25 protein-coding genes are annotated in these 23231 nt (G+C 70.9%); 8 read left to right on the forward strand and 17 right to left on the reverse strand.

Annotated features, from left to right (window positions below; all coding sequences use genetic code 11):
• Positions 1–76: 76 nt before the first annotated feature.
• Positions 77–1102 (forward strand): LacI family DNA-binding transcriptional regulator, encoded by a 1026-nt coding sequence (locus SSMG_RS13880; RefSeq protein ID WP_009076729.1) that lies wholly within the window; start codon positions 77–79, stop codon positions 1100–1102.
• Between the two features lie 12 nt (positions 1103–1114).
• Here SSMG_RS13880 and SSMG_RS13885 read toward each other — a convergent pair whose 3' ends face one another.
• Both SSMG_RS13885 and SSMG_RS13890 read right to left on the reverse strand, forming a co-directional pair.
• Positions 1115–1543: a DoxX family protein gene (locus tag SSMG_RS13885; RefSeq protein WP_009076731.1), complete on the reverse strand. Its 429-nt coding sequence runs from the start codon at positions 1541–1543 to the stop codon at positions 1115–1117.
• A 328-nt stretch (positions 1544–1871) separates the two neighbouring features.
• A complete protein-coding gene (locus SSMG_RS13890) occupies positions 1872–2789 on the reverse strand; it encodes an NADP-dependent oxidoreductase (protein WP_009076732.1) in 918 nt (305 codons plus the stop codon).
• Between the two features lie 82 nt (positions 2790–2871).
• On the opposite strand from SSMG_RS13890, the gene SSMG_RS13895 reads away from it, so the two are divergent.
• Positions 2872–3438 (forward strand): TetR/AcrR family transcriptional regulator, encoded by a 567-nt coding sequence (locus tag SSMG_RS13895; protein ID WP_009076734.1) that lies wholly within the window; start codon positions 2872–2874, stop codon positions 3436–3438.
• Here SSMG_RS13895 and SSMG_RS13900 read toward each other — a convergent pair.
• Positions 3422–4009: a TetR/AcrR family transcriptional regulator gene (locus SSMG_RS13900; RefSeq protein WP_100266784.1), complete on the reverse strand. Its 588-nt coding sequence runs from the start codon at positions 4007–4009 to the stop codon at positions 3422–3424. The two genes, SSMG_RS13895 and SSMG_RS13900, sit on opposite strands and share 17 nt — an antisense overlap.
• Positions 4010–4077: 68 nt before the next feature.
• Between SSMG_RS13900 and SSMG_RS13905 the strand changes: the two genes are divergently transcribed.
• On the forward strand, positions 4078–4932 hold the full coding sequence (locus SSMG_RS13905) for an SDR family NAD(P)-dependent oxidoreductase (protein WP_009076738.1): 855 nt from the start codon (positions 4078–4080) through the stop codon (positions 4930–4932).
• Here SSMG_RS13905 and SSMG_RS13910 read toward each other — a convergent pair.
• The 4 genes from SSMG_RS13910 to SSMG_RS13925 form a co-directional block, all read right to left on the reverse strand.
• Complete coding sequence (locus SSMG_RS13910; RefSeq protein ID WP_286156954.1) at positions 4925–5941, reverse strand: NADPH:quinone reductase; 1017 nt, start codon at positions 5939–5941, stop codon at positions 4925–4927. The two genes, SSMG_RS13905 and SSMG_RS13910, sit on opposite strands and share 8 nt — an antisense overlap.
• Before the next feature lie 146 nt (positions 5942–6087).
• Positions 6088–6906 (reverse strand): LLM class flavin-dependent oxidoreductase, encoded by an 819-nt coding sequence (locus tag SSMG_RS13915; protein ID WP_009076742.1) that lies wholly within the window; start codon positions 6904–6906, stop codon positions 6088–6090.
• A gap of 57 nt (positions 6907–6963) precedes the next feature.
• Entirely contained in the window at positions 6964–7791 is an 828-nt protein-coding gene (locus tag SSMG_RS13920; RefSeq protein ID WP_037713605.1) for a peptidoglycan-binding protein, read from the reverse strand.
• Between the two features lie 79 nt (positions 7792–7870).
• Entirely contained in the window at positions 7871–8179 is a 309-nt protein-coding gene (locus SSMG_RS13925; protein ID WP_009076745.1) for a cupin domain-containing protein, read from the reverse strand.
• Between the two features lie 236 nt (positions 8180–8415).
• On the opposite strand from SSMG_RS13925, the gene SSMG_RS13930 reads away from it, so the two are divergent.
• Together SSMG_RS13930 and SSMG_RS13935 are read left to right on the forward strand one after the other, a co-directional pair.
• Positions 8416–11562, forward strand: coding sequence for a GH92 family glycosyl hydrolase (locus SSMG_RS13930; protein ID WP_234392827.1), 3147 nt, complete (start codon positions 8416–8418; stop codon positions 11560–11562).
• 105 nt (positions 11563–11667) lie between these two features.
• Positions 11668–12927 carry a Bcr/CflA family multidrug efflux MFS transporter gene (locus SSMG_RS13935; RefSeq protein ID WP_100266785.1) on the forward strand — a complete coding sequence of 420 codons (1260 nt, stop codon included), beginning with the start codon at positions 11668–11670 and terminating at the stop codon, positions 12925–12927.
• Positions 12928–12976: 49 nt separating this feature from the next.
• On the opposite strand, the gene lexA is transcribed toward SSMG_RS13935, so the two are convergent.
• The gene (gene lexA / locus SSMG_RS13940) at positions 12977–13630 is read right to left on the reverse strand and encodes a transcriptional repressor LexA (protein WP_009076751.1); all 654 of its coding nucleotides are present in this window, start codon (positions 13628–13630) and stop codon (positions 12977–12979) included.
• 127 nt (positions 13631–13757) lie between these two features.
• On the opposite strand from lexA, the gene SSMG_RS42360 reads away from it, so the two are divergent.
• A complete protein-coding gene (locus SSMG_RS42360; RefSeq protein ID WP_050788177.1) occupies positions 13758–14354 on the forward strand; it encodes a hypothetical protein in 597 nt (198 codons plus the stop codon).
• Here SSMG_RS42360 and SSMG_RS13950 read toward each other — a convergent pair whose 3' ends face one another.
• The 8 genes from SSMG_RS13950 to bla form a co-directional block, all read right to left on the reverse strand.
• A complete protein-coding gene (locus tag SSMG_RS13950) occupies positions 14355–14810 on the reverse strand; it encodes a MarR family winged helix-turn-helix transcriptional regulator (RefSeq protein WP_234392828.1) in 456 nt (151 codons plus the stop codon).
• Between the two features lie 21 nt (positions 14811–14831).
• Positions 14832–15194, reverse strand: a complete 363-nt coding sequence (locus tag SSMG_RS13955; RefSeq protein ID WP_009076757.1) for a VOC family protein — start codon at positions 15192–15194, stop codon at positions 14832–14834.
• A 65-nt stretch (positions 15195–15259) separates the two neighbouring features.
• Positions 15260–15985, reverse strand: coding sequence for a decarboxylase (locus SSMG_RS13960; protein ID WP_037713610.1), 726 nt, complete (start codon positions 15983–15985; stop codon positions 15260–15262).
• Positions 15986–16025: 40 nt separating this feature from the next.
• Positions 16026–16769 carry a hypothetical protein gene (locus SSMG_RS13965; protein WP_009076760.1) on the reverse strand — a complete coding sequence of 248 codons (744 nt, stop codon included), beginning with the start codon at positions 16767–16769 and terminating at the stop codon, positions 16026–16028.
• Between the two features lie 61 nt (positions 16770–16830).
• Positions 16831–17556 carry a hypothetical protein gene (locus tag SSMG_RS13970; protein WP_009076762.1) on the reverse strand — a complete coding sequence of 242 codons (726 nt, stop codon included), beginning with the start codon at positions 17554–17556 and terminating at the stop codon, positions 16831–16833.
• 168 nt (positions 17557–17724) lie between these two features.
• A complete protein-coding gene (locus SSMG_RS13975) occupies positions 17725–18477 on the reverse strand; it encodes a hypothetical protein (protein WP_037713612.1) in 753 nt (250 codons plus the stop codon).
• A 135-nt stretch (positions 18478–18612) separates the two neighbouring features.
• Positions 18613–19134 (reverse strand): D-alanyl-D-alanine carboxypeptidase family protein, encoded by a 522-nt coding sequence (locus SSMG_RS13980; protein WP_009076764.1) that lies wholly within the window; start codon positions 19132–19134, stop codon positions 18613–18615.
• On the reverse strand, positions 19131–20027 hold the full coding sequence (bla, locus tag SSMG_RS13985) for a class A beta-lactamase (protein WP_009076765.1): 897 nt from the start codon (positions 20025–20027) through the stop codon (positions 19131–19133). Before bla ends, SSMG_RS13980 begins: the two co-directional genes overlap by 4 nt.
• Positions 20028–20137: 110 nt before the next feature.
• Between bla and SSMG_RS13990 the strand changes: the two genes are divergently transcribed.
• Both SSMG_RS13990 and SSMG_RS13995 read left to right on the forward strand, forming a co-directional pair.
• Positions 20138–21016, forward strand: coding sequence for a LysR family transcriptional regulator (locus SSMG_RS13990; RefSeq protein ID WP_009076766.1), 879 nt, complete (start codon positions 20138–20140; stop codon positions 21014–21016).
• A 4-nt stretch (positions 21017–21020) separates the two neighbouring features.
• Positions 21021–21926, forward strand: a complete 906-nt coding sequence (locus SSMG_RS13995; RefSeq protein ID WP_009076767.1) for a serine hydrolase — start codon at positions 21021–21023, stop codon at positions 21924–21926.
• Between the two features lie 306 nt (positions 21927–22232).
• Here the strand turns inward: SSMG_RS13995 and SSMG_RS14000 are convergent, their stop codons facing one another.
• Positions 22233–23180, reverse strand: a complete 948-nt coding sequence (locus tag SSMG_RS14000; protein WP_009076768.1) for an SEFIR domain-containing protein — start codon at positions 23178–23180, stop codon at positions 22233–22235.
• Between the last annotated feature and the right edge of the window lie 51 nt (positions 23181–23231).

Below are 23231 nucleotides of genomic sequence, written 5' to 3' on the forward strand. Positions count from 1 at the left end.
GACCCAAATCGATTTGGGCAATCCTCTCGCCGCAGTCCGTGCCAAAACGATTTGGGCGAGGTTAGGCTGCTGCGCTATGGCCGGGAAAAGGACGCGCGCGACCATCAAGGACGTCGCCCGCCGCGCGGGGGTTTCGCCGACGACGGTGTCGCACGCCTTCAGCGGGAACGGGACGGTCGCGGCCGAGACCGCGGAGCGGGTGCGGGAGGCGGCGCGCGAGCTGGGCTACCGGCCGGACACGGTCGCGCGCGGGCTGCGGTCGAGCCGGCTCGGGGTGCTCGGGCTGGTGGTGCGGCCGCTCGACCCGTCGGACACCGCGTTCCTGGAAGGCGTCGACTACTTCCTGCGGTTCGCCGGGTCGGCCGCGCTGGCCGCGGTGGAACGCGGGTACGGGCTGATGCTGGTGCCGGATCCGACGCGTGCCGACGCGCCCGCGGTCGGGCTCGCCTGCGACGGGTTCCTGATCACCGAACCGGTCGAGAACGACCCGCTGATCACGATGCTGGACCGGGAATGCGTGCCGTTCCTCGGCGTCGGAAGGGATCCGGCGCGGCCCGCGTCGCCGGACTACCTCGACCTCGGCACCGGGCGGATCGTCGCCGAGGTGCTCGACCACCTCGCCGAGTCGGGCGGAACGCGGGTCGCGGCGGTGCTGGGCACCGATCGCAACGAATGGAATCTGGACGCCGAAAAGGCTTACCTGGACTGGGTTCGCGTTCGCGGGCAGGAGCCGCTCGCGGTGCGGCGCGCGGAGGTCGCGGGGGAGGCGGGCGGCCGCGAGGCGGGAGAAGAATTGTTCGGACTGGCTTCGCCGCCGGACGCGGTGTACTGCCAGACCGGACGGCACGCGGCCGGGGTGCTCGCCGCCGCGCTGGCGCGGGGTTGGGCGGTGCCCGGCGACGTGCGCATCGCGTGCGGCGCGGATTCCGATTCCGAGCACACGCGGTCGAGCGTTCCGCCGATCACCGCGGTCGATCTGCGGCCGGTGCAGCTGGCCCGGACCGCGGTCGCGGTGCTCGCCGACCGGGTCGAAGGAATCGAGCCGCCGATCCCCGGGCCGGCGGAGTACGAACTGCTCGTGCGCGGGTCGACCCGGGGATAGGCGGTGGTTTCGTCAGGCGTGCGGGACCGCTCCGACGCGCGAGGCGCGCGGCCGCATCGCCGAAAGCGCCCCGCTGAGCGCGAACCGGCCGGGGCCGGTGAACGCGAGCAGCAGCAGCGCCCAGCAGAACATCGCGGCCGCCTCGCCGCCGTTCTCGATGGGGAAAAGCCCTTGCGGCACATGGACGGAGAAGTAGGCGTACGCCATCGACCCGGACCCGATCAGCGCCGCGATCCGCGTCGCGGCGCCGAGCAGGACGAGCCCGCCCGCGACGAGCTGGATGAGCGCGGCCCACCAGCCCGGCCACGAGCCCACCGGAGCCGCGCCGTGGGCGCCGAGCACCCCGAACAGCGATTTCACGCCGTGGCAGGCGAAGAGGAACCCGACGACGATGCGGAACAAACCGAGCGCGTAATCCTGTGCCGCGTCCAGCCGGTGCATGTTGCCTCCACATAGGACGACTCGGGCGGACGCGGCGGCGTCCGTTCGGACGGCGGTACCGGTCCGCAGAGTGGTCCAGACCTTTCCTGGACCGGTGTCAAGGTATACCGGTGACCGGAGTCTCTCCGATACCTGCGAAAGTCAGGTTCCGCCGGATCTTCCGACTGTGGTAACCGCAGGCGAACGGCGCCGGGTCCGGTTCGGGGAAAGGCCGGGTCCGTTGGGAGGAACGGGGTTTCCGGCGTCTGCCGGAAAGGATCGCGCCGGGCGGTCCGGCGTTCGCGGAGGATTCCGCGGCTGCTGAAACTGTTTCGCGTTCCGGGCCGGCTTAAAGCGCGACCACGATCTTGCCGTGCGCGTGCCGGCCGGCCTGCATTGTCACCGCCTCGCGGATCTGCTCGACCGGGAAGGTCGCCGCGATCGGCACGGTCAGCTCGCCGGAGCGGATCGCGTCCGTGATGCGTTCGAGCGCACCCGGTTCCGCGTTGAACGCACCCGTCGCGCGCACTCCCGGCAGAGCGGGACCGTCGGCGACGGTGGAGATCCGTTCGGGCGCCACGCCGAGTTCGAGCGCGGTCTCGGCCGTCTCCCTGCCGAAGAGATCGGTCGCCGCCGTGATCCCTTCGGGTGCCAACGCCCGCACCCGGTCCGGAAGGCCAGGGCCGTATGCCACGGGTTCGGCGCCGAGTTCGCGGAGGAAGTCGAAGGTGCGTTCGGAGGCGGTGCCGAGCACGCGGGCCCCCGCCAGTTTCGCCAGCTGCACGGCGAAGATGCCGACGCCGCCCGCCGCCCCGCCGATCAGGACGGTGTCCCCGGCGCGGAGCCCGATCGCGGCGAGCGCGGCGGACGCCGTCAGGCCTGCGACCGGAAGCGTGCTCGCCACCTCGTCGCTAATGCCGTCCGGAGTGCGCCACACCGTCGCGGCGGGCGTTTTGATCAGGATGTGATCGGCGACGGACCGGCCGATCGCGCCCCCGTACACCCGTTCGCCCACGGCGAATCCGGAGGCTTCGGCTCCCGCTTCGTCGACCACTCCGGCGAAATCGCTGCCGAACCCGGCGGGAAGGGTGATGCCGAACCGCGCCGCTATTTCGGGCTGCGCGGCGATCTGCCAGTCCATCGGATTCAGTCCGGCGGCGGTGACCCGGACGCGAATCTCGTCCGGCCCGGCGTGCGGTTCGGGCACGTTCTGCAGGTCGAGTACGTCGAGTCCGCCGAAGCGGTGGTAACGGACAGCTCTGCTCATCGCTCGTCTCCTCGGGAGTGATGGGACTTGGTCTCATCAACTGTACCCTAGCGACGAGACTTAGTCCCGTAGACTTCGTTTCATGGCTCGCTGGCAACCCGACGCACCAGGACGGCTCGCCGCCGCGGCACTCGACCTGTTCGAGGAGCGCGGCTACGAAAACACGACCGTGATCGAGATCGCGGAGCGTGCGGGGCTGACCAAGAGCACGTTCTTCCGGCACTTTCCGGACAAGCGGGAGGTGCTGTTCGGCGGAAGTGCGATGACCGACCTGCTGGTCGACGCGATCGCCGCGGCGCCGCGGGGGGCTGGGCCGCTCGAGGTGGTGGCGCATGCCCTCGATGTGCTCGGCCAGGAGGTTTTCACCGGCGAGCGGCGCGAGTTCAGCGCGCGGCGGCAGGCTGTGCTGGACGCCAATCCGGAGCTGGGGGAGCGGGAAGCGCGCAAGCGGATCGGTTTGGTGGAGGCGATGATCGGGGCGCTGGAGAGGCGCGGTGTCGCGGGCCGGACCGCGCGGGTGGCGGCGAAGGTGGGTGCGCTCGCCTGGGAGATCGCGCATGACGAGTGGATCGGCGCGGGGGGCGGGGAGTTCGGGGTGCTGGTGCGGGGGGTGCTTGCCGAGGTGCGCGAGGTCAGTGCGGACTGTTGAGGGTTCTCCAGCCGGATTTAAGCAGCGCGAAGACGGACGCCAGCGCGGCAGAAGGATCCGCCGCGGTGCCGGTGAGATCCGGGATTTCCAGTACGAATCGCGCCAAAGCGCGCACGGCCGGGTCGTCCGCGGGCAGGCCGCTTTCCTCGGCTAGTGCGGTCGTCAGTTCGGGTTCGCAGGAGTGCCACAGGCGGCGCGCGTATTCGCGCAGGGCGGGCGTCTGCACGATCAGGTCGCGTTTCGGGGCGTGTTCCGGCGGGAGGTCCGTCGAATACGGGCCGCGGGCGGCGAAGAAGCGGTGCAGGGCATCGAGGACCGGTTCGGCCGGGGCGCGGTCTCGGACCGCGGCGACGATTCCGGCTCGGCGTTCCGAGCCGTCGTCGAAGATCAGGGCGTCTTTGCCGTCCGGGACGTGCGCGAACAGGGTCGCGACGGAGATGTCGGCCTCTTCGGCGATCTGCGCGACGGTCACCCCGTCGTAGCCGTGCTTCAGGAACAGCCGCAGCGCGACCTCGTCCAGCTTGCGGCGGGTTTCGAGTTTGCGGCGTTCGCGTCGTCCGGTGTTGACCACGGACCCCAGTCTACCCCAAAGCTGAAGTGGGTTTAAAGTTAGAATCACTTCAGATTTAGGAGGGTGTCATGACGGTGCTGGTGACCGGGGGCAACGCGGGGATCGGCTACTTCGTCGCGGAACAGCTGGCCGAGGCGGGGGTGGAGGTGGTGCTCGGCAGCCGGGACGCGGCGAAGGCGGAGGTCGCGGTGAAGGTCCTTCGCGAGCGGGTGCCGGGGGTGCGCGCGTCATGGGCGCGGCTGGACCTTGCCGATCTGGCGTCGGTGAAGGGGATCGACGTCGGGGAACTCGACGCGGTCGTGCTGAACGCGGGGGTGTATCTCGACGGGCCGGAGCGGCGGGAGACCAAGGACGGGCACGAGATGACGTTCGGGGTCAACCATCTCGGGCACTTCGCGCTGACGGCGGCGCTGCGGGACCGGCTGAAGCCGGGCGCGAGGATCGTGACGATGGGCAGTTTCGCGGCGAAGTCAGCGAAACTCGATTTCGACGATCTCGAGAGTAAGCAGAGCTATCAGCCGAAAACCGCGTATGAACGGTCGAAGCTCGCGCAGACGCTCTTCGCGCTGGAGCTGGATCGGCGGCTGCGAGCGGCTGGCAGCAGCAGGCTGAGTGTCGTCGCGCATCCGGGCGGGGCGTTGGACAGCCTGACTCCGGACCGGCCGCCGCTGCACGTGCGGAGCAAGAAGCTGAGCCTCGCGCGGATTGCCTTGCAGGGCAAGGACGGCGGCGCGAGGCCAGCGGTGCGGGCGGCGGTCGGTCCGGATGTCCACAGTGGTCAGATCTGGGGTCCGCGCGTGTTCGGTCTCAAGGGACGGCCCCGGCCGGAACCGGTGCGCGGGCCGTACGCGGACGCCGACGCCGCCGCCCGGTTGTGGGCGGCGAGCGTGGAGCTGACCGGAGTCGAGCCGGTGTTCAGCTGACGTCGATCAGCACCTTCCCGGTGACGCCTTTCTGCGACGCTTCGTGCGCGCGAGCGGTTTCCGCCAGGGGGAACCGGTGCACGGGCAGGCCGTGGTCTGGGCCGAGCCGGAGCCCGCCGTCGCGCAGAGCGGCGTTCAGGTCTTCCGCACCGGCGCGTAGGCGGTCGAATCCGACGGTGTAGAGGACCACGAACTGGTAGCGGCTGTTGAGGAAAACGTTCTGTCCAAAGTCGACAGTCACGGTTCCGTTTCCGCGGTCGTCGCCGTAGGCCGCGACGACGCCGCGCGGGCGGAGTACCGCGGTGTGCAGGGGAGCGTTCACGCCGACGGCGACCTCCACGATCACGTCGACCCCGTCCGGCGCGATGTCCCGGATCGCCGCGGCGACGTCGCCTTCGGTGTACCGCACGACATGCTGCGCCCCGGCGGCGCGCGCGAGCGCGGCCTTGTCCTCGGTGCTGACGGTGGCGATCACGGTCGCTCCGGCCCAGCGCGCCAGCTGGATCGCGGCGTTCCCGACCGCGCCCGCGCCGCCGCTGACCAGAATGGTCTTGCCAGCCAACGCGTTCGGGGCGAGCCGCTGCGGTCCGTCCTCCGCGACAGTGAGCGCGCGGTGCGCGGTGAGAGCCGGGATCGCGAAAGCGGCCCCCTCGTCGAACCCGACCTCGTCGGGGAGCGGGACGAGCCGGTCCGCCGGAAGCACGGTGTACTCCTGCGCGGTCCCGGACAACGGCGCGTGCGCGGCGGCCAGCAGCAGCCACACCCGGTCGCCCTCGGAGAATCCGTCCACCCCGGGCCCGACCGCGTCCACGACGCCGGCCCCGTCCTGGTTGGGCACGGACAACTGCGCCTCGGCACCGAAGCGGGAGGAGCCGGAGCGCGCCTTCCAGTCGGTCGGGTTCACCGCGGACACGACGATCCGCACGCGCACCTCGCCCGGCCCCGGCTCCGGCACGGCGAGTTCGGACAACGTCAGCACTTCCGGGCCGCCGAACTGGCGGTAGGTCACAGCTTTCACCCTCGGTGCAATTCCCCGGAAGGCGCGGCTATTCCCGGCGGGCGGGTCGGCGTCGGGGGAGTCGGGTGATCACCGGGGCTTCGGGAAGCGGCCTTCAGGCGGTAAGTGCGAGGCTCCGGAACAGGCCTGGCGCGCAGTCAGCGGCCAGCGAGCCGAGCCACCACCGGGGCGAAGTCCTCGAGGAAAGCGCCGTTCACGCTGAAGTACGAAACCCCGAGTTCCTCCCGCCGCCGCTGCAGTTCGTCGGCCATCGCGGCCGGTCCGCCGCGCAGGAGGGCGAGGGAGTCGTGTTCGACGAGGGTGTCGATGTCGTGCCCGACGAAACCGCGGATCCACGGCGGGATCTCCTCGCCGACGACGAAAATGTTCATCGCCAGTTCGACCTCCCGTCCGCCCGCCGCAGCGCGGATCTCGGCGGCGTTCGCCGCGGTCTCGGCACGCGACGCGAGGACGCTGCCGGCGAGAGTGACGATGTCCGCCCGTTCCCCGGCCAGCCGGCGGCTTTTCGGGCCGCCCGCGGCGACCATCACCGGCGTGTGCGCGTCCCCGTCGAGGCGGCGCAGGTGCGAGATCGTGTCCGACACCTGGGCCAGGCGCTGCGGACCGGTGCCGTACGGCAGGCCCAGTTCGGCGGCGGCTTCGCGCATCGCCGGGATCCCGGTGCCGATCCCCATTTCGAACCGGCGGTCGGTGAGCACGCTGAGGCTGTGCGCCTCCCACGCGGCCGCGCGCGGCGTGCGCAGCGGGCTGGCGGACACGAACGTCCCGACCCGCAGTTCGGTCGTCACCGACGCGGCGACGGCGAGCGACGCGGTGGGGGTCGGGGAATGGAGATTGTCCGGCGACAGCAGGGTCGAATATCCGAGATCCTCCGCGCGGCGGGCGGTTTCGCGCCATTTCCCGCCGCCCTCCTGTGCTGCCGCGACGACCCCGAACCGAAATGTTTTTCCCGCCATGCCGCCAGAAAACCACGGCCGCCGCACTCGCGCCAGCAAATGCGGCGGCCGGGTGAGTCAGCCGCGCTGGTATTGCTCCCAGGTCAGCTTCGGGTTGACCGCGGGGCCGTCGTCCTTGCCGTGGTTGGCCAGGCCGTTCTGCCCGAGGTAATAGGCGCCGACCTGGTGCTGCGCGCCCGAGGACAGGTCGGGATCGTTCACCGCGATCGCGTGGATGTGGTAGCCCCAATCGCCCTGGTCCGGCGTGCGCACCCAGGCCGCGAACCCGACTTTCCGGAGATCCTTGGCGAATTCGGTGCGGGTCGCCGAGGACATGTTCGCGACCGAAACGTCGAACGCGCCGCCGCCGTCGTGCGTTCCGGCCGACGCGCCGACGCCGCCCGGGTTGTACGAACCCTGGGTGAGGCCGACTTCCTTGCCGAACAGCTTTTCCGCCGCCTGCAGCATCGCCTTGGTGCGCGTGTTCAGCGTGACGCCGTGGTATGTCACGTGGCTGCCCGCGGATACCACGTTCGTCACCGTGTACCTGCCGGAGCCGAGCTTCTCCAGCGACGTCTTGCCGGGCAGTCCGGACGCGTCGAGTCCGGTGTAGCCCAGCGACTTCTGGTACTTCGAGTAGGCGTCGATCGTGGTGGTGCCGAAGTAGCCGTCGACGTACTTGGCGTCCAGCAGCCCCTTCGCCTGCAGCGCCTTCTCGACCAGCAGGACGCTGTCGTGCGCGCCCGGCGTCTGCGTGCTGTCGGCGCGCTGCGGGTCGATCTGGGCCGCGAGCAGCACGGCCTCCATGTTCGCCGCGGGCAGCGCCGCGGCTACGCCCGGAGCGGCGACGGCGACCGCGGCCGCCGCCGCGGCCCCTGCGGTGAGCACTGCGAGTTTCCTGAGCATCCGTGTCCTCCCGGTCCTGGTCGGTCCGGGCCGAGCATCGCCGAGCGGGATACACGGGACGTACAAATGCGGCTCGACCTCACTCCAGCCACTCGGTGACGAACCGGTCGTTCTCGTGGATGTGCACGGCCTCGTACGGTCCGGGACCGAGGGACACGAACTTGTGCGGCGTGTTCGCGGGCGCGACGAGCACCTCCCCGGCGACGCCTTCGCGCTGCTCCTCGCCGATGGTGAACAACGCGCGTCCGCGCTGGATGACGAAGGTTTCGCGGTAGGGATGCCGGTGCAGCCGCGGCCCGGCGCCGGGCTCGGTGGCGTATTCGCGGATGACGGAGACGCTGGAGCCGACCTCGTAGCCCTCGACGTCCCGGGTGGCGGGTTCTGTCATGTCCGCCGAGGTTAGCCCGCTTGCCGCCTCGGCGCGGAGGTCCGTGAGGGGAACCCTCACGGAATCAGAGTCCCTCAGGGTTCCCCTCACGGACCTCCGGTCGGCGAGGACCGGGCAGCGCGGCGTGCCGCCGGTCGGATGTCTGTCCGCCCGAAACCGGCCAGATCTCTGTCATTCGGTTGACCTCGCGGTCCGCCAGCCGGAAAGGTCGGACAGCACGAGGTCTGGGAGGCGCCGTGCGGTACTCGGTCGTGGCAGCGTTGGTGACGGCGGTCGTCGTCGGGGCGGGGACCGCGGCGGCGGCCGCGCCGCAAACCCCGTTGGCCGGCGATCCGGCGGCGTACGTGGACCCGCTCATCGGCACCGGCCGCGGCGGGACTTCCGTCGGCGAGATCAACAACTTTCCCGGCCCGGCCGCGCCGTTCGGGATGATGCAGTTCTCGCCGGACACCGACGGGTCCTACGCCGGCTACCAGTACCACAGCGACAAGATCCGCGGGTTCAGCCTCGACCACGCGTCGGTCGGCTGCAACGCCTTCGGCGACGTCCCGATTCTGCCGGTCACCGGCGACGTCGGGGCGAAACCGTGGGACCGCGTCGAGCGGTTCACCCACGACAATGAGCAGGCCGAACCGGGTTATTACGCGGTCGCCTTTCCGGACTCGGGGGTGCGCAGCGAGCTGACGGCGACCACGCGCACGGGGCTCGCGGCGTTCACCTTCCCGGCGGGGCAGAACGCGCAGGTCCTGGTGAAGGGCGGCGCGAGCCTGGCGGGCAACTCGGCGGCCACCCTGCGGATCACCGGCGACCGGGAGGTCAGCGGGCAAGCCACGACCGGGCGTTTCTGCGGCAAGCCCAACAAGTACACCGTCTACTACGACATCGCCTTCGACCGTCCGTTCACCGCGCACGGCACCTGGGACGGCAAAACCGTCCAACCGGGCAGCGACCAGGTCGACGCGCCGAAGGCCGGGGCGTACCTGACGTTCGGCGACGCGGGCGTGGTGCACGCGAAGGTGTCGATGTCCTATGTGGACGTTGAGGGCGCGAAGAAGAACATGGCCGCCGAAGTGCCCGGCTGGGACTTCGCCGGAGTCCGCCAGAGCACGCGGGACGCCTGGCACGACGCGCTCGGCCGGATTCGCGTGGCGGGCAAGGATTCCGCGCAGCTCAAGACGTTCTACACCGCGCTCTACCACGGCCTGATGCACCCCAACACGTTCAACGACGTCGACGGCCGCTATATCGGCTTCGACAACCAGATCCGCACGCTTCCGGCCGGGCACGCGCAATATGCCAACTTCTCCGACTGGGATACCTACCGCTCGCTCGCGCCCCTGCACGGGATGCTGTTCCCGAAGGAAGCCAGCGACATGGCGCAGTCGCTGACCAACGACGCGGTCCAGGGCGGCTGGTGGCCGCGCTGGCCGATGGCCAACGGCTACACCGGGCAGATGACCGGCGACAGTTCCGTCGCGCTGCTGTCCAGTCTCTACGCTTTCGGCGCGCGCGACTTCGACGTCAAGACCGCGCTGAAGTACCTGGTCAAGGGCGCGACGTCGGTCGACGAAACGCCCGGCGCGTACCAGGAGCGCCGGGGGATCGCGGACTACCTCGCCCGCGGCTACCTGCCGAACAACGACGCTTCCCGCGGCGACCACGCGCGCGTCGGCGCCTCGATCACGCTGGAATGGGCGATCGACGATTTCGCCATCTCGCAGTTCGCGGGCGCGATCGGCGACCAAGGCGTCGCCCGCGACTTCGCGAAACGCGGCCAGAACTGGCAGCACCTGTTCAACCCGGCGACCGGCTACCTGCAGCCGCGCGGCCAGGACGGCCGCTTCCCGGACGGTCTGGCGTATCAGCCGCCCCCGCCCGGCACCTTCGGCCAGGACGGGTTCGACGAGGGCAACGCCGCGCAGTACACCTGGCTCGTGCCGCAGAACACGGCCGGGCTGGTGACCGCGATGGGCGGTCCGGCCGCGGTGTCCGCGCGACTCGACACGTTCTTCCAGAAGCTCAACGTCGGCCCGAACGAACCGTACATGTGGGCGGGCAACGAACCCGATTTCGGCGTTCCCTGGCTGTACAACCACGTCGGCCAGCCGTGGAAGACGCAGGAAGTGGTGCGCCGGATCGCGACCACCCTGTTCAGCGCGACTCCGGACGGCGAGCCCGGCAACGACGACCTCGGCGCACAGTCGTCCTGGTATGTCTGGGCCGCGCTGGGGCTGTATCCGTCGACTCCGGGCACGCCCGACCTCACCGTGCACAGCCCGCTGTTCGAGCGCGCGGTGCTGACGCTGCCCGGCGGTCGCACGCTGGACCTCCGCGCGCCGGGAGCCTCGGCGACCACGCAGTACGTCCACGGCCTGACGCTGAACGGGCACCGGTGGGATCGCACGTCGGTGCCGCAGGATCTCGCGCGCAACGGCGGTCGGCTCGACTTCGCGCTGTCCGCGCAACCGGACCGGAACTGGGCGGCGAACACGCAGCCACCGTCCTATCGGGACGGTGAGGAACCGTTCGTCGGTTCGGCGGCCAACCAGGTGACCGTCGAACCGGGCGGCTCCGGCACGGTCGCGGTGAACGGCCAGCGGCTCGGCGTGCCCCTGCGCTCGCTGGACCTCGCGACGTCGGCACCGGCCGGGATCACCGTGTCCGGTCCGCGTTCGGTGTGGCTCGACAGCCGAACCGGCAGCGGGAAAACCGAACTCACCGTCACGGCCGCGGCGGGCACTCCCGCGGGTTACTACGAAGTTCCGGTGACGTTGCGCGGAGCCGGACATTCGGTTTCTTCCTCGGTAATTGTGGTGGTCGCGCCAAAGGGAAGCCTGGTCGGCGCCTTCGACAATGCCGGAATCTCCGACGACGGCGACGGCGGTTCGGCGAATTTCGACGGCGCCGGAAACAGCTATTCGCGGAACGCACTGGCGGACGCCGGTCTCGCTCCGGGGTCGACCGGCCACGTCGCGGGCACGACGTTCGTCTGGCCCGCCGCGCCGTCGGGCCGTCCGGACAACGCGGTCGCGTCCGGACAGAAGCTTGAGTTAGGTGGAACTTCAGCCGCCCGCCTGCTTTTCGTCGGTTCGGCGACGAACGGAGACCATCGCGGGAGCGCGACGGTGGCGTTCGCCGACGGCACGACCGCGACCGCCGATCTTTCGTTCGGTGACTGGGTGTTGCCGGGCGGAAAAACCGAACCAGTGTTCGGCAATACGCTCGTGGCCCGCACCGCGCACCGGAATCAGCCCGGCGGCCAGGGAATCGGCGCCTCGGTTTACGCCACCGCGCCGCTGGAAATCCCGGCCGGAAAGAAGATCGCGACGGTGACGCTCCCGTCCGATCCGGACCTCCACGTCTTCGCCCTCGGCCTCGGCTGAGTTTGTCAAGCGGGATTCCCAGGGTGTGATCTGTTCGGAGGTTCCGGAATTTCTCGGCCCTCTTCGTCGTAAGTGACTGGCGTGCTCACGACGAAGGGGAGTGGCGTGAACGAAACACGCGAAGCGCCGAAGGCCGGCGGCCAGCTGAAGCTGGTGCTCGTGCTGGGCGTTCTGGTGGCACTGGGGCCGCTGTCCATCGACATGTATCTTCCGGCGCTGCCGGACATCACCCGCGAACTGTCGACGACGGAGTCGACGATCCAGCTCACCCTCACCGGAACGGTGCTGGGGCTCGGGCTCGGCCAGCTGATCGCCGGCCCGCTTTCGGACGCGATGGGGCGGCGGATCCCGCTCGTCGCGGGAAGTTTGATCCACGTGCTCGCGTCGCTGCTGTGCCTGGTGGCCCCGACGGTCGAGCTGCTGAGCGCGGCGCGCGTGCTGCAGGGGCTGGGCGCCTCGGCGGGCGCGGTGCTGGCGCTGGCCGTGGTGCGCGACCTCTACACCGATCGCGCCGCGGCGAAACTGCTGTCCAAGCTCATCCTCGTGATGGGCGTTTCCCCAGTGCTGGCCCCTACGCTCGGCAGCGCGCTGCTGGCGTGGACGCACTGGCGCGGGGTGTTCGTGGCGCTCGCCGCGATCGGGCTGGCGAGCGGCATCGCGGCGGCGCTCGCGCTGCCGGAGACCCTGCCGCCCGCGCGGCGGCAGCCGTTCCGGTTCCGGGCGACCGTGCGGTCCTACCGGAGCCTGTTCACCGACCGCTCGTTCGTCGGGCTGGTGCTCGTGGCCGGGTTCGCGATGGCCGGGCTGTTCGCGTTCGTCAGCGGCGGGTCGTTCGTGTTCCAGCAGCAGTACGGGCTGGACCAGCAGCAGTTCGGCCTGATGTTCGGGGCGAGCGCGGTGTGGCTGATCGCCGCGACGCAGGTCAACGCCCGGCTGATGAACCGGTTCGAACCGCACCAGGTGCTGCTTTTCGCGAGCGTCGCGGCGGCGGCCTCGGCGGCGGTGCTGCTGGTGACCGCGCTGACCGGATTCGGCGGCATGTTCGGCGTCGCGGTGCCGGTGTGGGCGGTGCTGTTCTTCGCCGGGCTGATTCTGCCGAACGCGCCCGCGGTCGCGCTCGACGCGCACGGGGACAACGCCGGGACGGCGGCGTCGCTGCTGGGTGCGGTGCAGTTCGGCGTCGGCGCGGCGGTCTCGCCGGTGGTCGGCCTGCTCGGCAACAACGCGGCCGCGATGGCCACGGTGATGTTCGGCGGACTGGTCGTGTCCGGCCTGGTGCTGTGGCTGATCGCGCGGCCGTGGCAGGGCCGGGAGGTCGAGCGGGACGAAACGGTCGACCTCCGGGTGCCGGTGGCGGTCGACTGAGGTCTGGGGGGTGAGCGGCGTCGTCGGTCCGGCGACGCCGCTCACGGCGTCACATGCTGCGGAGCACCGAGACGACCACGCCGAGCACCGTTGCCCGGTCGCCGTCGATCACCTCGTAAGCCGGGTTGCGGGGCTCGAGGTAGACGTGCCCGTCGCGGCGGCGGTAGACCTTCACCGTCGCCTCCTCGTCGATCATCGCGGCGACGATCTGGCCCGAATGCGCCTCGGACTGCTGCTTGACCACCACGATGTCGCCGTCGCAGATCGCCGCGTCGACCATCGAATCGCCGCGCACGCGCAGCCCGAACACGGTGCCGCGGCCGGTGAGCCCGCGCGGCAGCTGCATGACGTCGTCCACGTGCTCCTGCGCGGAGATCGGCGTGCCGGCCGCGATGTCGCCGACCACCGGCACCGGCACGGAGTCGCGGCTCTCGCGCGAGGGGAGGTCGCCGAGGAAGGCGCGCACGTCGATCGGACGCGAGACACTGGGGCTGCGGCGCAGGAAACCCTTGTCCTCCAGCGCGGCGAGATGCTTCGACACCGAGGACGTCGACCGCAGCCCGACCGCTTCGCCGATCTCGCGCGTGCTCGGCGAATACCCGTGCCTGCCCACCCAGTCCCGGATGGTGGCGAGGATGTGCTGCTGCCGCTCGGGCAGGGCCGAAGCGTCCAGGTCGTCGAAGACGTCGTCGTAGGCGGTCACGGGCCGATCGTAGAGGGCGTCCGGGCCGGTCGCGCGGACCGGGCCGGTAGTTCCCTTGGTCGCTCCACTGTGGACGGTGGCGGCGCTTGGTAGAGTTGTCCCTCCGGAGGGTGACGGAGGGGACCGGATGACTCAGCCGGTGATACGGCCGAAGGTGACGGGGATCGGCATCGCGGTGGCGGTGGTGCTCGCACTGTTGGAGATCTACGCGATACTCGGGGGATACTGGTCGGTCGGCACAATCGTGAGCATCGGAGTCCGCGCCGGGCCGTCCGACTACCTGTACGCGGCGACTCCGGTGCTGGCGATCGTGGTGCTCGTCGGCATCGCGATGATTCTTGCGCGACGGCAATCGGTCGGCCGGATTTTGCTGTGGGGCGCGCCGGTGCAGCTGCTGTGCGCGCTCGCCGGGGGGATCCTTGCCCATTCCTGGTGGGACAGCGCTGCGTTCGGCGTGATGACGGTCCTGGCGGTAGTGCTGTGGCTGCCCGCGGTGTCGGCGAAGACGCCTCCGCCCGTGGGATACGGAATGCCTTACGGGGCACCGGTTCCGGGCATGCCGCAGTACCCGGGGCAGGTTCCGATGGGACAGCAGTATCCGCAGCAGTACGGCGCACCGGGCATGCCGCAGCAATACCCGCCGCAGTACCCGCAACAGCAGCAGCCGATGCCGGGCCAATGGCCTGCCTCCGGCCCGCCCCAGCAGGGATGGCCGGGCCAGTGATCAGTGCCCGGCGAAGCGCCGCTGTTCGTCCGTGACGTCGGTGAGCACGCGCTTGAACTCCGCGTACGCGTTCCGGCCCAGCCGCTGGGCGTGCCGGTCCTCGATCGCGGCGAGAATGCGGGTCGAGGCCGCGATCATGGCCTGCCCGCGTTCGGTCGGGCAGACGAGTTTCGCGCGCCGGTCGGCCGGGTCGGGGCGGCGTTCGACGTAGCCGAGCGTCGCGAGTTCGTCGACCATCGTGCCGATGACCTGCTTGCGCCGTCCGGACCGGCGCGACAGCTCGGTCGCGCGCGCCCCGTCCGGGCCGAGGTAGGCGAGCACCGCGCCGTGCCGCGGGCTCAGGTCGCCGAAGCCCTCGGCGGCCAGCGCGGTGAACAGCTCCCGCTGCACCGCGAACAGCAGCCGTCCGGCGAGCATGCCGAGGTCGGGCGGCGCGGGCAGGCGGGAGTCGGGCACGGCGGAGATCGTAGCGCGGGGTCAGGACCGCCGGGGGAGCACGCAGAATTCGTTGTCCTCGGGGTCTTTCAGCACGATCCAGTGGTCTTCTTCCGAATCTTCCGAGACTTTCGCGCCGAGGGTGACGAGGCGGGCCACCTCGTCGCGCTGTTCGATCGTGTCCGGCGCGATGTCCAGGTGCAGCCGGTTCTTGACCGTCTTCCCCTCGGGCACCGGCTGGAACAGCAGCGACGGCCGGTCCGGCGCTTTCAGTTCGACGTAGGTGAGTCCGTGGTTGTCCGTCCACCGCTCGGTCCGCGGATAGTCCAGCGCTTCCCGCCAGAACGCGGCGAGCGCGTCGGCGTCTCGGCAATCGATGGCGACGGCGATCAGGTGGCTGCTCATGATCGAGGAATTACCCGCGATCGGCCGCGGTTATGCCCGGGACCTGATATGTCCACAGTGGACGATCAATGCGGGTGGGCGAGAAGCGTGCCGAGACCGGGTCCGGCGGCGGGCCGGCCGAGCAGGGTGAGGCAGTGCCAGAGCGTCACCTGCGTCGCGGTGAGCACGGGTTTGCCCGCGCGCTGTTCGAGTTCGGCGAGCAGGGGAGCGGTGTGCAGGGCGGTCTCCGGGAGCAGGACGGCCTGGGCGTCCGAGGAGGCTGCGGAATCGATCAGGGCGCGGATGCGGTCGCTGTCCCAGGAGGCCAGGTCGCGGTCCGAACCGGCGTCGGCGGAGACGGCGTGCACGGTGGCGACGTCTTCCTCGGCGAGGAACGCCGAGAACGCGTCGGTGAGGTCCGGCGCGTACACCGACGCGAGCGCGATCCGCTGGAGGCCGAGCCGGTGCGCGGCGGCGAGGAACGCCAGCGACGTGCTGCTCGCCGGGACGCCCAGCGCGTCCGTCAGGGCGTCGGTCTGCGTCTTGGCCACGGCGAGGCCGTCGAGGAAACTGCAGCTCGTGCACGCCCAGCTGACCACGCGCGGGGACGTCGTGAACTTCGCCGCCGTCCGGACCAGCCGGTCCGGCTCGCTCAGCTCGCGCACCGCGGTCTGGACGTCCTCCCGCTCGACCGCGCGCCGCGCCCAGGGCACGTAGGCGAACTCCACGCCCGGCCGGGCGTCGAGGCATCCGGCCAGGGCGGTGAAGTCGTCCTCGGCGCAATCGCGAGTGGGGTACAGCAGACCGATCATCTCGGGCAGTGTCGCACTTGAACGCCCGGACGGCAGAACTTCAGGAGCCGGGGCCGGAGTAGATCTCCGCGGCGGGCGGGGCGGCGACCGGGCGGGGTTCGCCCATGTCGAAGTCCACCGCGCCCTGCTTCGGGGACTCGTACCGCACCAGGGAGTAGGTCGTTCCGAAACGCTCGAGGTAGATCGTGTTGCTGCCGTTCCGGTACCGCACCGCCGGAGTGCCCGCCAGGTCGACGGGTTCGCCCGCGGAGTAACCGGGTTTGCCGAGGTCGTCGGCGGCGGAGCCGAGGAAGGCGTCGATGTCCAGGAGGCTCTTCAAACTCGCGCCGCGGCCGTGGAGCAGCGGGGAGTCCGCCGACAACCACTTGCCGTTCATCTTCGACGGTGTTCCGGCGGGCACTCCGGTGATCTTGGTCATCCCGTCGGTGATTTTGATCCACGTCGTGTCGCCGACGCGTACGAGCGACACCGGCCCGCCGCCCACCTCGATCGAGCCGCCCGCACTGTCGTGGTTGAGCTGCAGGTCGACGGTGAAGCCGTTGGTGGTCGTGCCCTTGATGTGCACTGCCCGGGCCATGCCCAGCTCGTTCGCGACGGTGTCGCCGACCGTCGCGGCGTCGGGCGGCGCGTCGAACGGCTTGACCGGCGAACTCGGGGCCGCGCTGGTCGGAGGCGGGGCGACGGGACTGCCCCCGGAACCGGAGCAGGCAGTGCACGCGAGCGCGGCGGCGGTCGCGACGACGCCGCAGCGCAGGAAGAAACGGTGCGAGACCGGGCGAATCATGCGATTTCCGTTCGGAACAGGCCCGGGACACCCCGGACGGCGGGAACGCGGGGCGGGGCGGTCAGGAGCCGGAGTAGATCTCGGCGGCGGGCGGGGCCTCGACCGGGCGGGAGTCGTCCCATCCGCTGAACTCCATCGTTCCCTGCTCGGGGGACTCGTAGCGCAGCAGGCGGTGCGAGCCGGCGGCCTCGAGGAACATCGTCCGGCTGCCGTTGCGGTACTTCAGCGCCGGGGCGCCCGCCACGTCGGCGGGTTCGGCCGCGGAGTAGCCGGGCTGGTCGAGGTCCTCGGCCATGGCGCCGACGAGGAAATCGCGGTCCACGAAGAGCTTGACCCCCTCGCCCAGCCCCTTGGTCATCGGGGAGTCCATCGACACCCACTTGCCGTCGAGCGGGGAGCGGGCCCCGGCGGGCCGCCCGGCCAGCTTGGCCATGCCTCGGGTGAACTTGATCCAGACCTTGTCGCCGACGCGGACCACGGGGATCTCCGAGCCGTCCTGCTCGATCGAGCCGCCCGCGCTGTCCTTGTTGAGCTGCACGTCGATCTTCGTCGTGCCGTCCTTGCCTTTGACGTGCACCGCGGCCGACTTCTTCATCGCGGCTTTGACGGTGTCGCCGATCGTCGCGGCGTCGGGCGGGGCGTCGGACGGCTTGACCGGCGAACTCACGGCCGCGCCGGCCGGCGGCTGCGCGGCGGTGCTGCCGGAGCCGGAGCAGGCGGTGCACGCGAGCGCGACCGCGACAGTGCCGTAGCTCAGGAGAAGACGATTCTGGACCGGGCGAATCATGCGGTTTCCGTTCAGGAGAGGCCCGGGACACCCCCGGGCGCATCCGCTTATCGGCCGGTCCGGCGGTCCGTTACGGCTTGCCGGCCGCCGTCATGGAACCGTGATCACCCGGTCCACATCGGACAACGGCCTCGCGCTCCCGGGCGGCGGGAACGCGAGGCCCTCCGGTCAGGAGCCGGGGCCGGAGTAGATCTCCGCGGCGGGCGGGGCCTTGGCGGGAACGGGCTCGTCCCAGCCGCTGAACTCCATCGTGCCCTCCGACGGGGACTCGAGCCGCAGCAGGCGGTGCGTGCCCTCGGCCTCGAGGAAGATCGTCCGGCTGCCGTTGCGGTACTTCAGCGCCGGGGCGCCCGCCACGTCGGCGGGTTCGGCGGCGGAGTAGCCGGACTTGTCGACGTCGTCGGCCATCGAGCCGACGAAGACGTCGTAGTCCAGGAACAGCTTGAACACCTCGCCCATGCCCTGGGCGAGCGGGGAGTCGAGCGACACCCACTTGTCGTTCACCATCGCGGCGGCCTCGGCTGGCAGCTTGGCTTCCTTGGTCAGCGACTTGCTGAACCGCATCCAGACCTTGTCGCCGACGCGCAGCACCGGGACCTCGACGCCGTCCTTCTCGATCGAGCCGCTCACGCTGTCCTTGTTGAACTGCATGTCGACCTTCATCTTGCCGTCTTCGCTCTTCGAGCCCTTGACGTGCACCGCGGTCGACTTCTTCATCGCGGCCTTGACGGTTTGGCCGACGGTCGCGGCGTCGAGCGGGGCGGCCGACGGCGCGGCGGAGGAGCTCGCGGCCGGGCTGGCGGCGGCGGGCAGCGGGACGGCGTTGCCGCCGGAGCCGGAGCAGGCGGTGCACGCGAGCGCGGCGGCGGCCGCGACGGCGGCACCGCGCAGGAGGAGACGGTTCGGGACCGGGCGAATCATGCGACTTCCGTTCGGGACAGGCCCAGGACGCCCCCGGGCACATCCGGTTATCGGCCGGTCCGGCGGTTCGTTACGCGTTGTCCGGTTCGTCACAGATCCGTGACTCGCCGCACCGTCCACAGTGGACCTCGCCCCTCAGCTCGCGGCGCGGGTCGCGGCGAAACCGGGGTGCGGCAGCCGCTGCGGACGGCCGTCCGGGTGGTACTCGAAGTGCCACCATTCGTTGTCGTACACGCGATACAGGCCGAACCGTCCACCGTGGACTTCGAGCCACTGCGCGCCTTCGTACGGCCGCACGTCGAGCGCGACGCCGCGCACGTGCTGCGATTGCGCGGGCGGAAGCGCGAGGTGCAGGGCGAGTTCGGGCGAACCGGCGCGCTGCACTTCGGCGTGGAACAGGTCGGCCTGCGTCGCCGCGTCGCGGTGGCCGGACGTCAGGCCGAGCAGGATTCCGTGCCGCCACAAGGCTTCCGTGCGCGCCGCGGTGAACGCGGCGTACGTGCCCGGCGTGAGCCCGGCGAGGTTTTCGGCCGGATAGCGGACCCCCAGTGCCCACTGGCACGCGACGTGGCGCGCCCGGCCCCGCGCGAACACCCACGCGACGGGCACGAAAAGCGCCGCGAGCACGTGGGTGACCACTCGGTAGATTCCGCTCACTGCAACGCCTTCACGACCGCGGCGGCGGCCTGCGCGATCAGTTTGTCGTCGGTCTTCGCGTCCTTCCGCGGGCGGTCGGACAGCACGGCGAGCACGATCGGCGCGCGGTTCGGCGGCCACACCACGGCGATGTCGTTGCGCGTGGCGTACTCGGCGGACCCGGTCTTGTCCGCGACCTGCCAGTCCGCGGGCACGCCGGCGCGGATCACGTGCGCGCCGGTGGTGTTCGCGCGCATGATCTTGGTGAGCACGGCCTGCTTGTCCGCCGGGAGTCCCGAGTCGAGCGCGACGGCGCGCAGGTCCTTGGCCCAGGCTCGCGGGGTGGTCGTGTCCCGGACGTCACCAGGGCTCGTCTCGTTGAGAGCGGGCTCGATGCGGTCCACGTGGGTGACCGTATCCCCCAGTCGGCGAAGCTCCGCAGCCAGCCCGGCGGGACCGCCGATTTCGCGGAACATGAGGTTATCCGCCGTGTTGTCGCTGTAACGCAGCGCAGCGTCCAGGACGCTCTGTAACGACATTTGCTCCCCGACGTGCTTCTCCGTGATCGGGGAATTGGACACGAGATCGCTTTGCCGAATCGTGACCGTGCGGGCCAAATCGTCCCCGCGGTGCAGGATCGCTGCCGCGTTGAACACCTTGTGCGTGGAAGCGTAGGCAAAGCGGTCGTCCGCGTGATAGGCGACCTCGCGACCGTTGCCGGTGTCGATCGCGTAGACGCCGAGCCGGGCGTCGAAAGCCTTCTCCAGCGCGGCGAAATCCGGCTGCGCGACCGTCTTGGCCGCGGCCGGCGCGGCGGACTGCGCGGAACTCGCCGGGGCTTCCGGTGTTGCTGGTGCGGCACACGAGGCTAGCGTGACCAATGCGAACGCGGCCAGGGTCAGCCTGCGGAACACGGGGTTCTCCCTCCGGAGTCGATCAACTGCCCGCAGCGTGCCCGCGCCTGGTTCATGCGGTCCAAGACACTTTTGTGCGGGATGATGCGGATCTGGCATAAGCTCTGGTCATGGACTTGGTCGCGGGCTGCAAGGCGTTCGTGAGCGTGACCGAAGCGGGGAGCTTCACCGGGGGCGCGGCGGTCGCGCGGATCCCGCAGCCGGTGGCGAGCCGCCGGATCGCCGCGCTCGAAAAGCACCTGGGGGAGCGGCTGTTCGACCGGTCGACGCGGCGCGCGCGGCTCACGCAGTTCGGCCGGGACCTGCTGCCGTCCGCGCAACGCCTGGTGCGCCTCGCGGAGGCGATGGAACACGACGCTCAGCGCGCGCGTCGGCGGCCGTTGCGGCTGGCGGTCCCGGACACCTCGACCACGCGCGATCTGGCCGAACTCGAAGCGCAGGCGCGGACGGTCGAGGTGTTCCTGGAGTTCCGCGTCGCCGGGCCGGCCGAGCGGGCCGAGCTGGTGCGGACGCAGGAGGTGCGGGCCGCGCTGGTCGCGGTGCCGCCGGAGGACGGGGGCTGGACGGTGCCGCTCGGGCTGGCCAGCGAGGCCGAGCCGGACGAGGCCGTGGTGCACCTGGAAACCCTGCGCGCGGGCCGGTCGGCAGGCCCGCGCCGCCGGGTGTGGGTGCAGCCGGAGGACGACGTGCCGCACGTGCGCGACCGGGTGTTCCGCGCCCGGGACGCAGCCGGGTTGCTGCCCGCGCAGGTGGAGGTGGCCGGGACGCTGACGACGGCCGCGGCGAGCGTGATCGGGTCGGCGGATCTGCTGTTGTGCTCGGCGGATCAGGCGCGGGAACTGGGGCTGGCGTGGCGGCCGCTGGGCGGTGTCCGGCTCGCGCGCGGCTACGACGTCGCGGCGGGGCTGGGCGACGACGTCGACCGGGTGCGGACGCCGTTGCGCGCGGCGATCGCGCGGTGTCTCGGTGCGAGCGTTGCGGCAGACTGACCCGGTGAGCACGGAGGCGTTGCTGGCGCGGTTGCGGGACGAACTGGACGAGGGCGGGCTGCGAGGCTCGTTCCTCGTCCGCGACCTCGGGTCCGGCCGCGAGATCGGGATCGAGCCCGACCTGGAGTTCGCGACCGCTTCGCTGGTCAAGGTCCCGCTCGTGGCGGTGACCGAGGACCGGATCCGGCGCGGCGAACTGGACGGCGCGCAGCAGGTGGAGGTCCAACCCGGCCGCATCGAGACCGCGGGGCCGGCCGGGCTGTCGCGCTTCCGGCATCCGGCGCGGCTGGCGGTGGCCGACCTGATGTACCTGGCCTCCGCGATCAGCGACAGCGCGGCGGCCGACCAGCTGTTCGCCCTGACCCCGCCTGCCGAGGTCGCGCGGACCGTGCGGGAGTGGGGCATCACCGGCATCTCGGTGCGGCACGCGGTGGCGGAGCTGAGCGACACCCCGGTGGAACGGTTCGCCGCGGCCGACGTGCACCTCGCGCATTCGCTGGCCATCGGCGCGGTGACCGAGGGGCAAGGGCATCTGGTGCGGCAGCTGGACGTTTCGCGCGCGAGTTCCGGTTCGGCGCGCGCGTTCGCCGACTTGCTGACCGCGTTGTGGACACCGTCCAAAATAGACCCGGACGTGTCCGCTCGGGTGCGTCAGCTGATGGGGGAAAACCTGCTGCGCCAACGGCTGGCGCCGGATTTCGCGTCCGATTCCGCGAAGTGGTCGTCGAAAACCGGGACGCTGCTGAACCTGCGGCACGAGATCGGGGTCGTGGAGCACGCGGACGGGCAGGCGTTCGCGGTCGCCGCGCTGACCGAATCCCGCGTGCCCGCGGCGATTCAGCCGGAAGCGGAGATTCTGATGGCCCGGGTGGCGCGGTCGTTGCGCGACCACCTGCGCGCGCTCGGATAGGCAGGTCCGGCCGGATCCGCCCTCGCGGCGGATCCGGCCGGGTCCCGCGTCAGGCCAGGCCCAGCAGCGTGAGGATGAGAACGATTCCGTGCGTCTGCATTTCCCGCACCTCCCTCCCGGATCCAGGCACGGAAAACCCCCGCCGCGAAAGTTTTCCTTTTCGCGGCCGATCGGTTTCCGTGATTCTCGGCGAACCGCCCGGAGCGAGCGGCGTGCACCCAGAATGCGATCCGGGAACGAGCGGGGAAAGGGGTTTCCTGTTTCCTCGGCGAGCAGGAAACACCTGGCGCCGGGGAACCCCGGCGCCTAGCGAAGCGTGGGGTTTCCCCAGGCCAGCGCCGCCGGTCGGGTCATCCGGGCGGACGGGCCCGCCGGGGGACGGCGGATCTCGAGCCGCAGCCGCCGGATGCCGGTGACGTCGAGTTCGGTGTGCCGGGGGCTGCCGAACGCGGAATGGTCGAGGTGGCGGATTTCGCCGTCGAGCCGGACGCAGAACAGGCCGGTCTGAAAAGCCGCGTCCTCGGCGTCGTCGAGCACGCCGGCGACCGCGGTGAAATGCGCGTAGCAGCCGCCGAGGTCGATTTCCGCGAACGCCCACGCCCCGTCGGTCGGCCCGGCGGTGCGGAAAACGACGCTGTGCTCGTAGCTGATCCCGTCGATCCGCGCTGAACCGGCGGAGATGTCCGCGCTCTTCTCGCGCCACGGCAGTTCGGTCGCCAGGACCGGTCCGGAGACGGAATCCGTTGCCCCGCGCCACATCCCGCGCACCGGACGCTCGTTCTGGCTGCGCCCGGTGATCGCGGAGAGCAGCCCGGCGACGCCGTCGTCGGTGAATTCCGGAATCCGGAAATGCGTGGTGGAATACGGCGTGAGAAACGCCGGGATGTCTTCGACGGAAGCGCCGGGCAGCACCACCGGCAGGATGCGGCTGGTCTCGCGCTCCAGGTCGCGGGTGAGGGCGTCGCGCATGATCCGCGCCTCGAACTGGGAGCCGCGGCCCTCGTCGAAGGGCGCCTCGCCGTCCGCGCGCCGCCGGTAGTCCGGCGACGCGACCACCAGCACGAAATCGGCGGCGCGGATGTTCCGGATCGCCCAGGCCGACCAGTCGAGCCGGGACGCGTCGTCCCACTGGTCCAGCCGCACGTCGAGGCCGATCCGGGCGCGGAGGAAGGTGGCGAAGGTCCCGACCTGCCGGTAGTGCTCGGCGGCGGTGTCGTGGGCGTAGCTGACGAAGACTCGGGGTGCGGCGGACATCGGGCTCCTTGAAATTCGGCGGCGACCGGTCCAGTTTCGGGTCCGGCGGGC

This window comes from Streptomyces sp. AA4, assembly GCF_000158875.1.
Lineage (GTDB): Bacteria > Actinomycetota > Actinomycetes > Mycobacteriales > Pseudonocardiaceae > Amycolatopsis.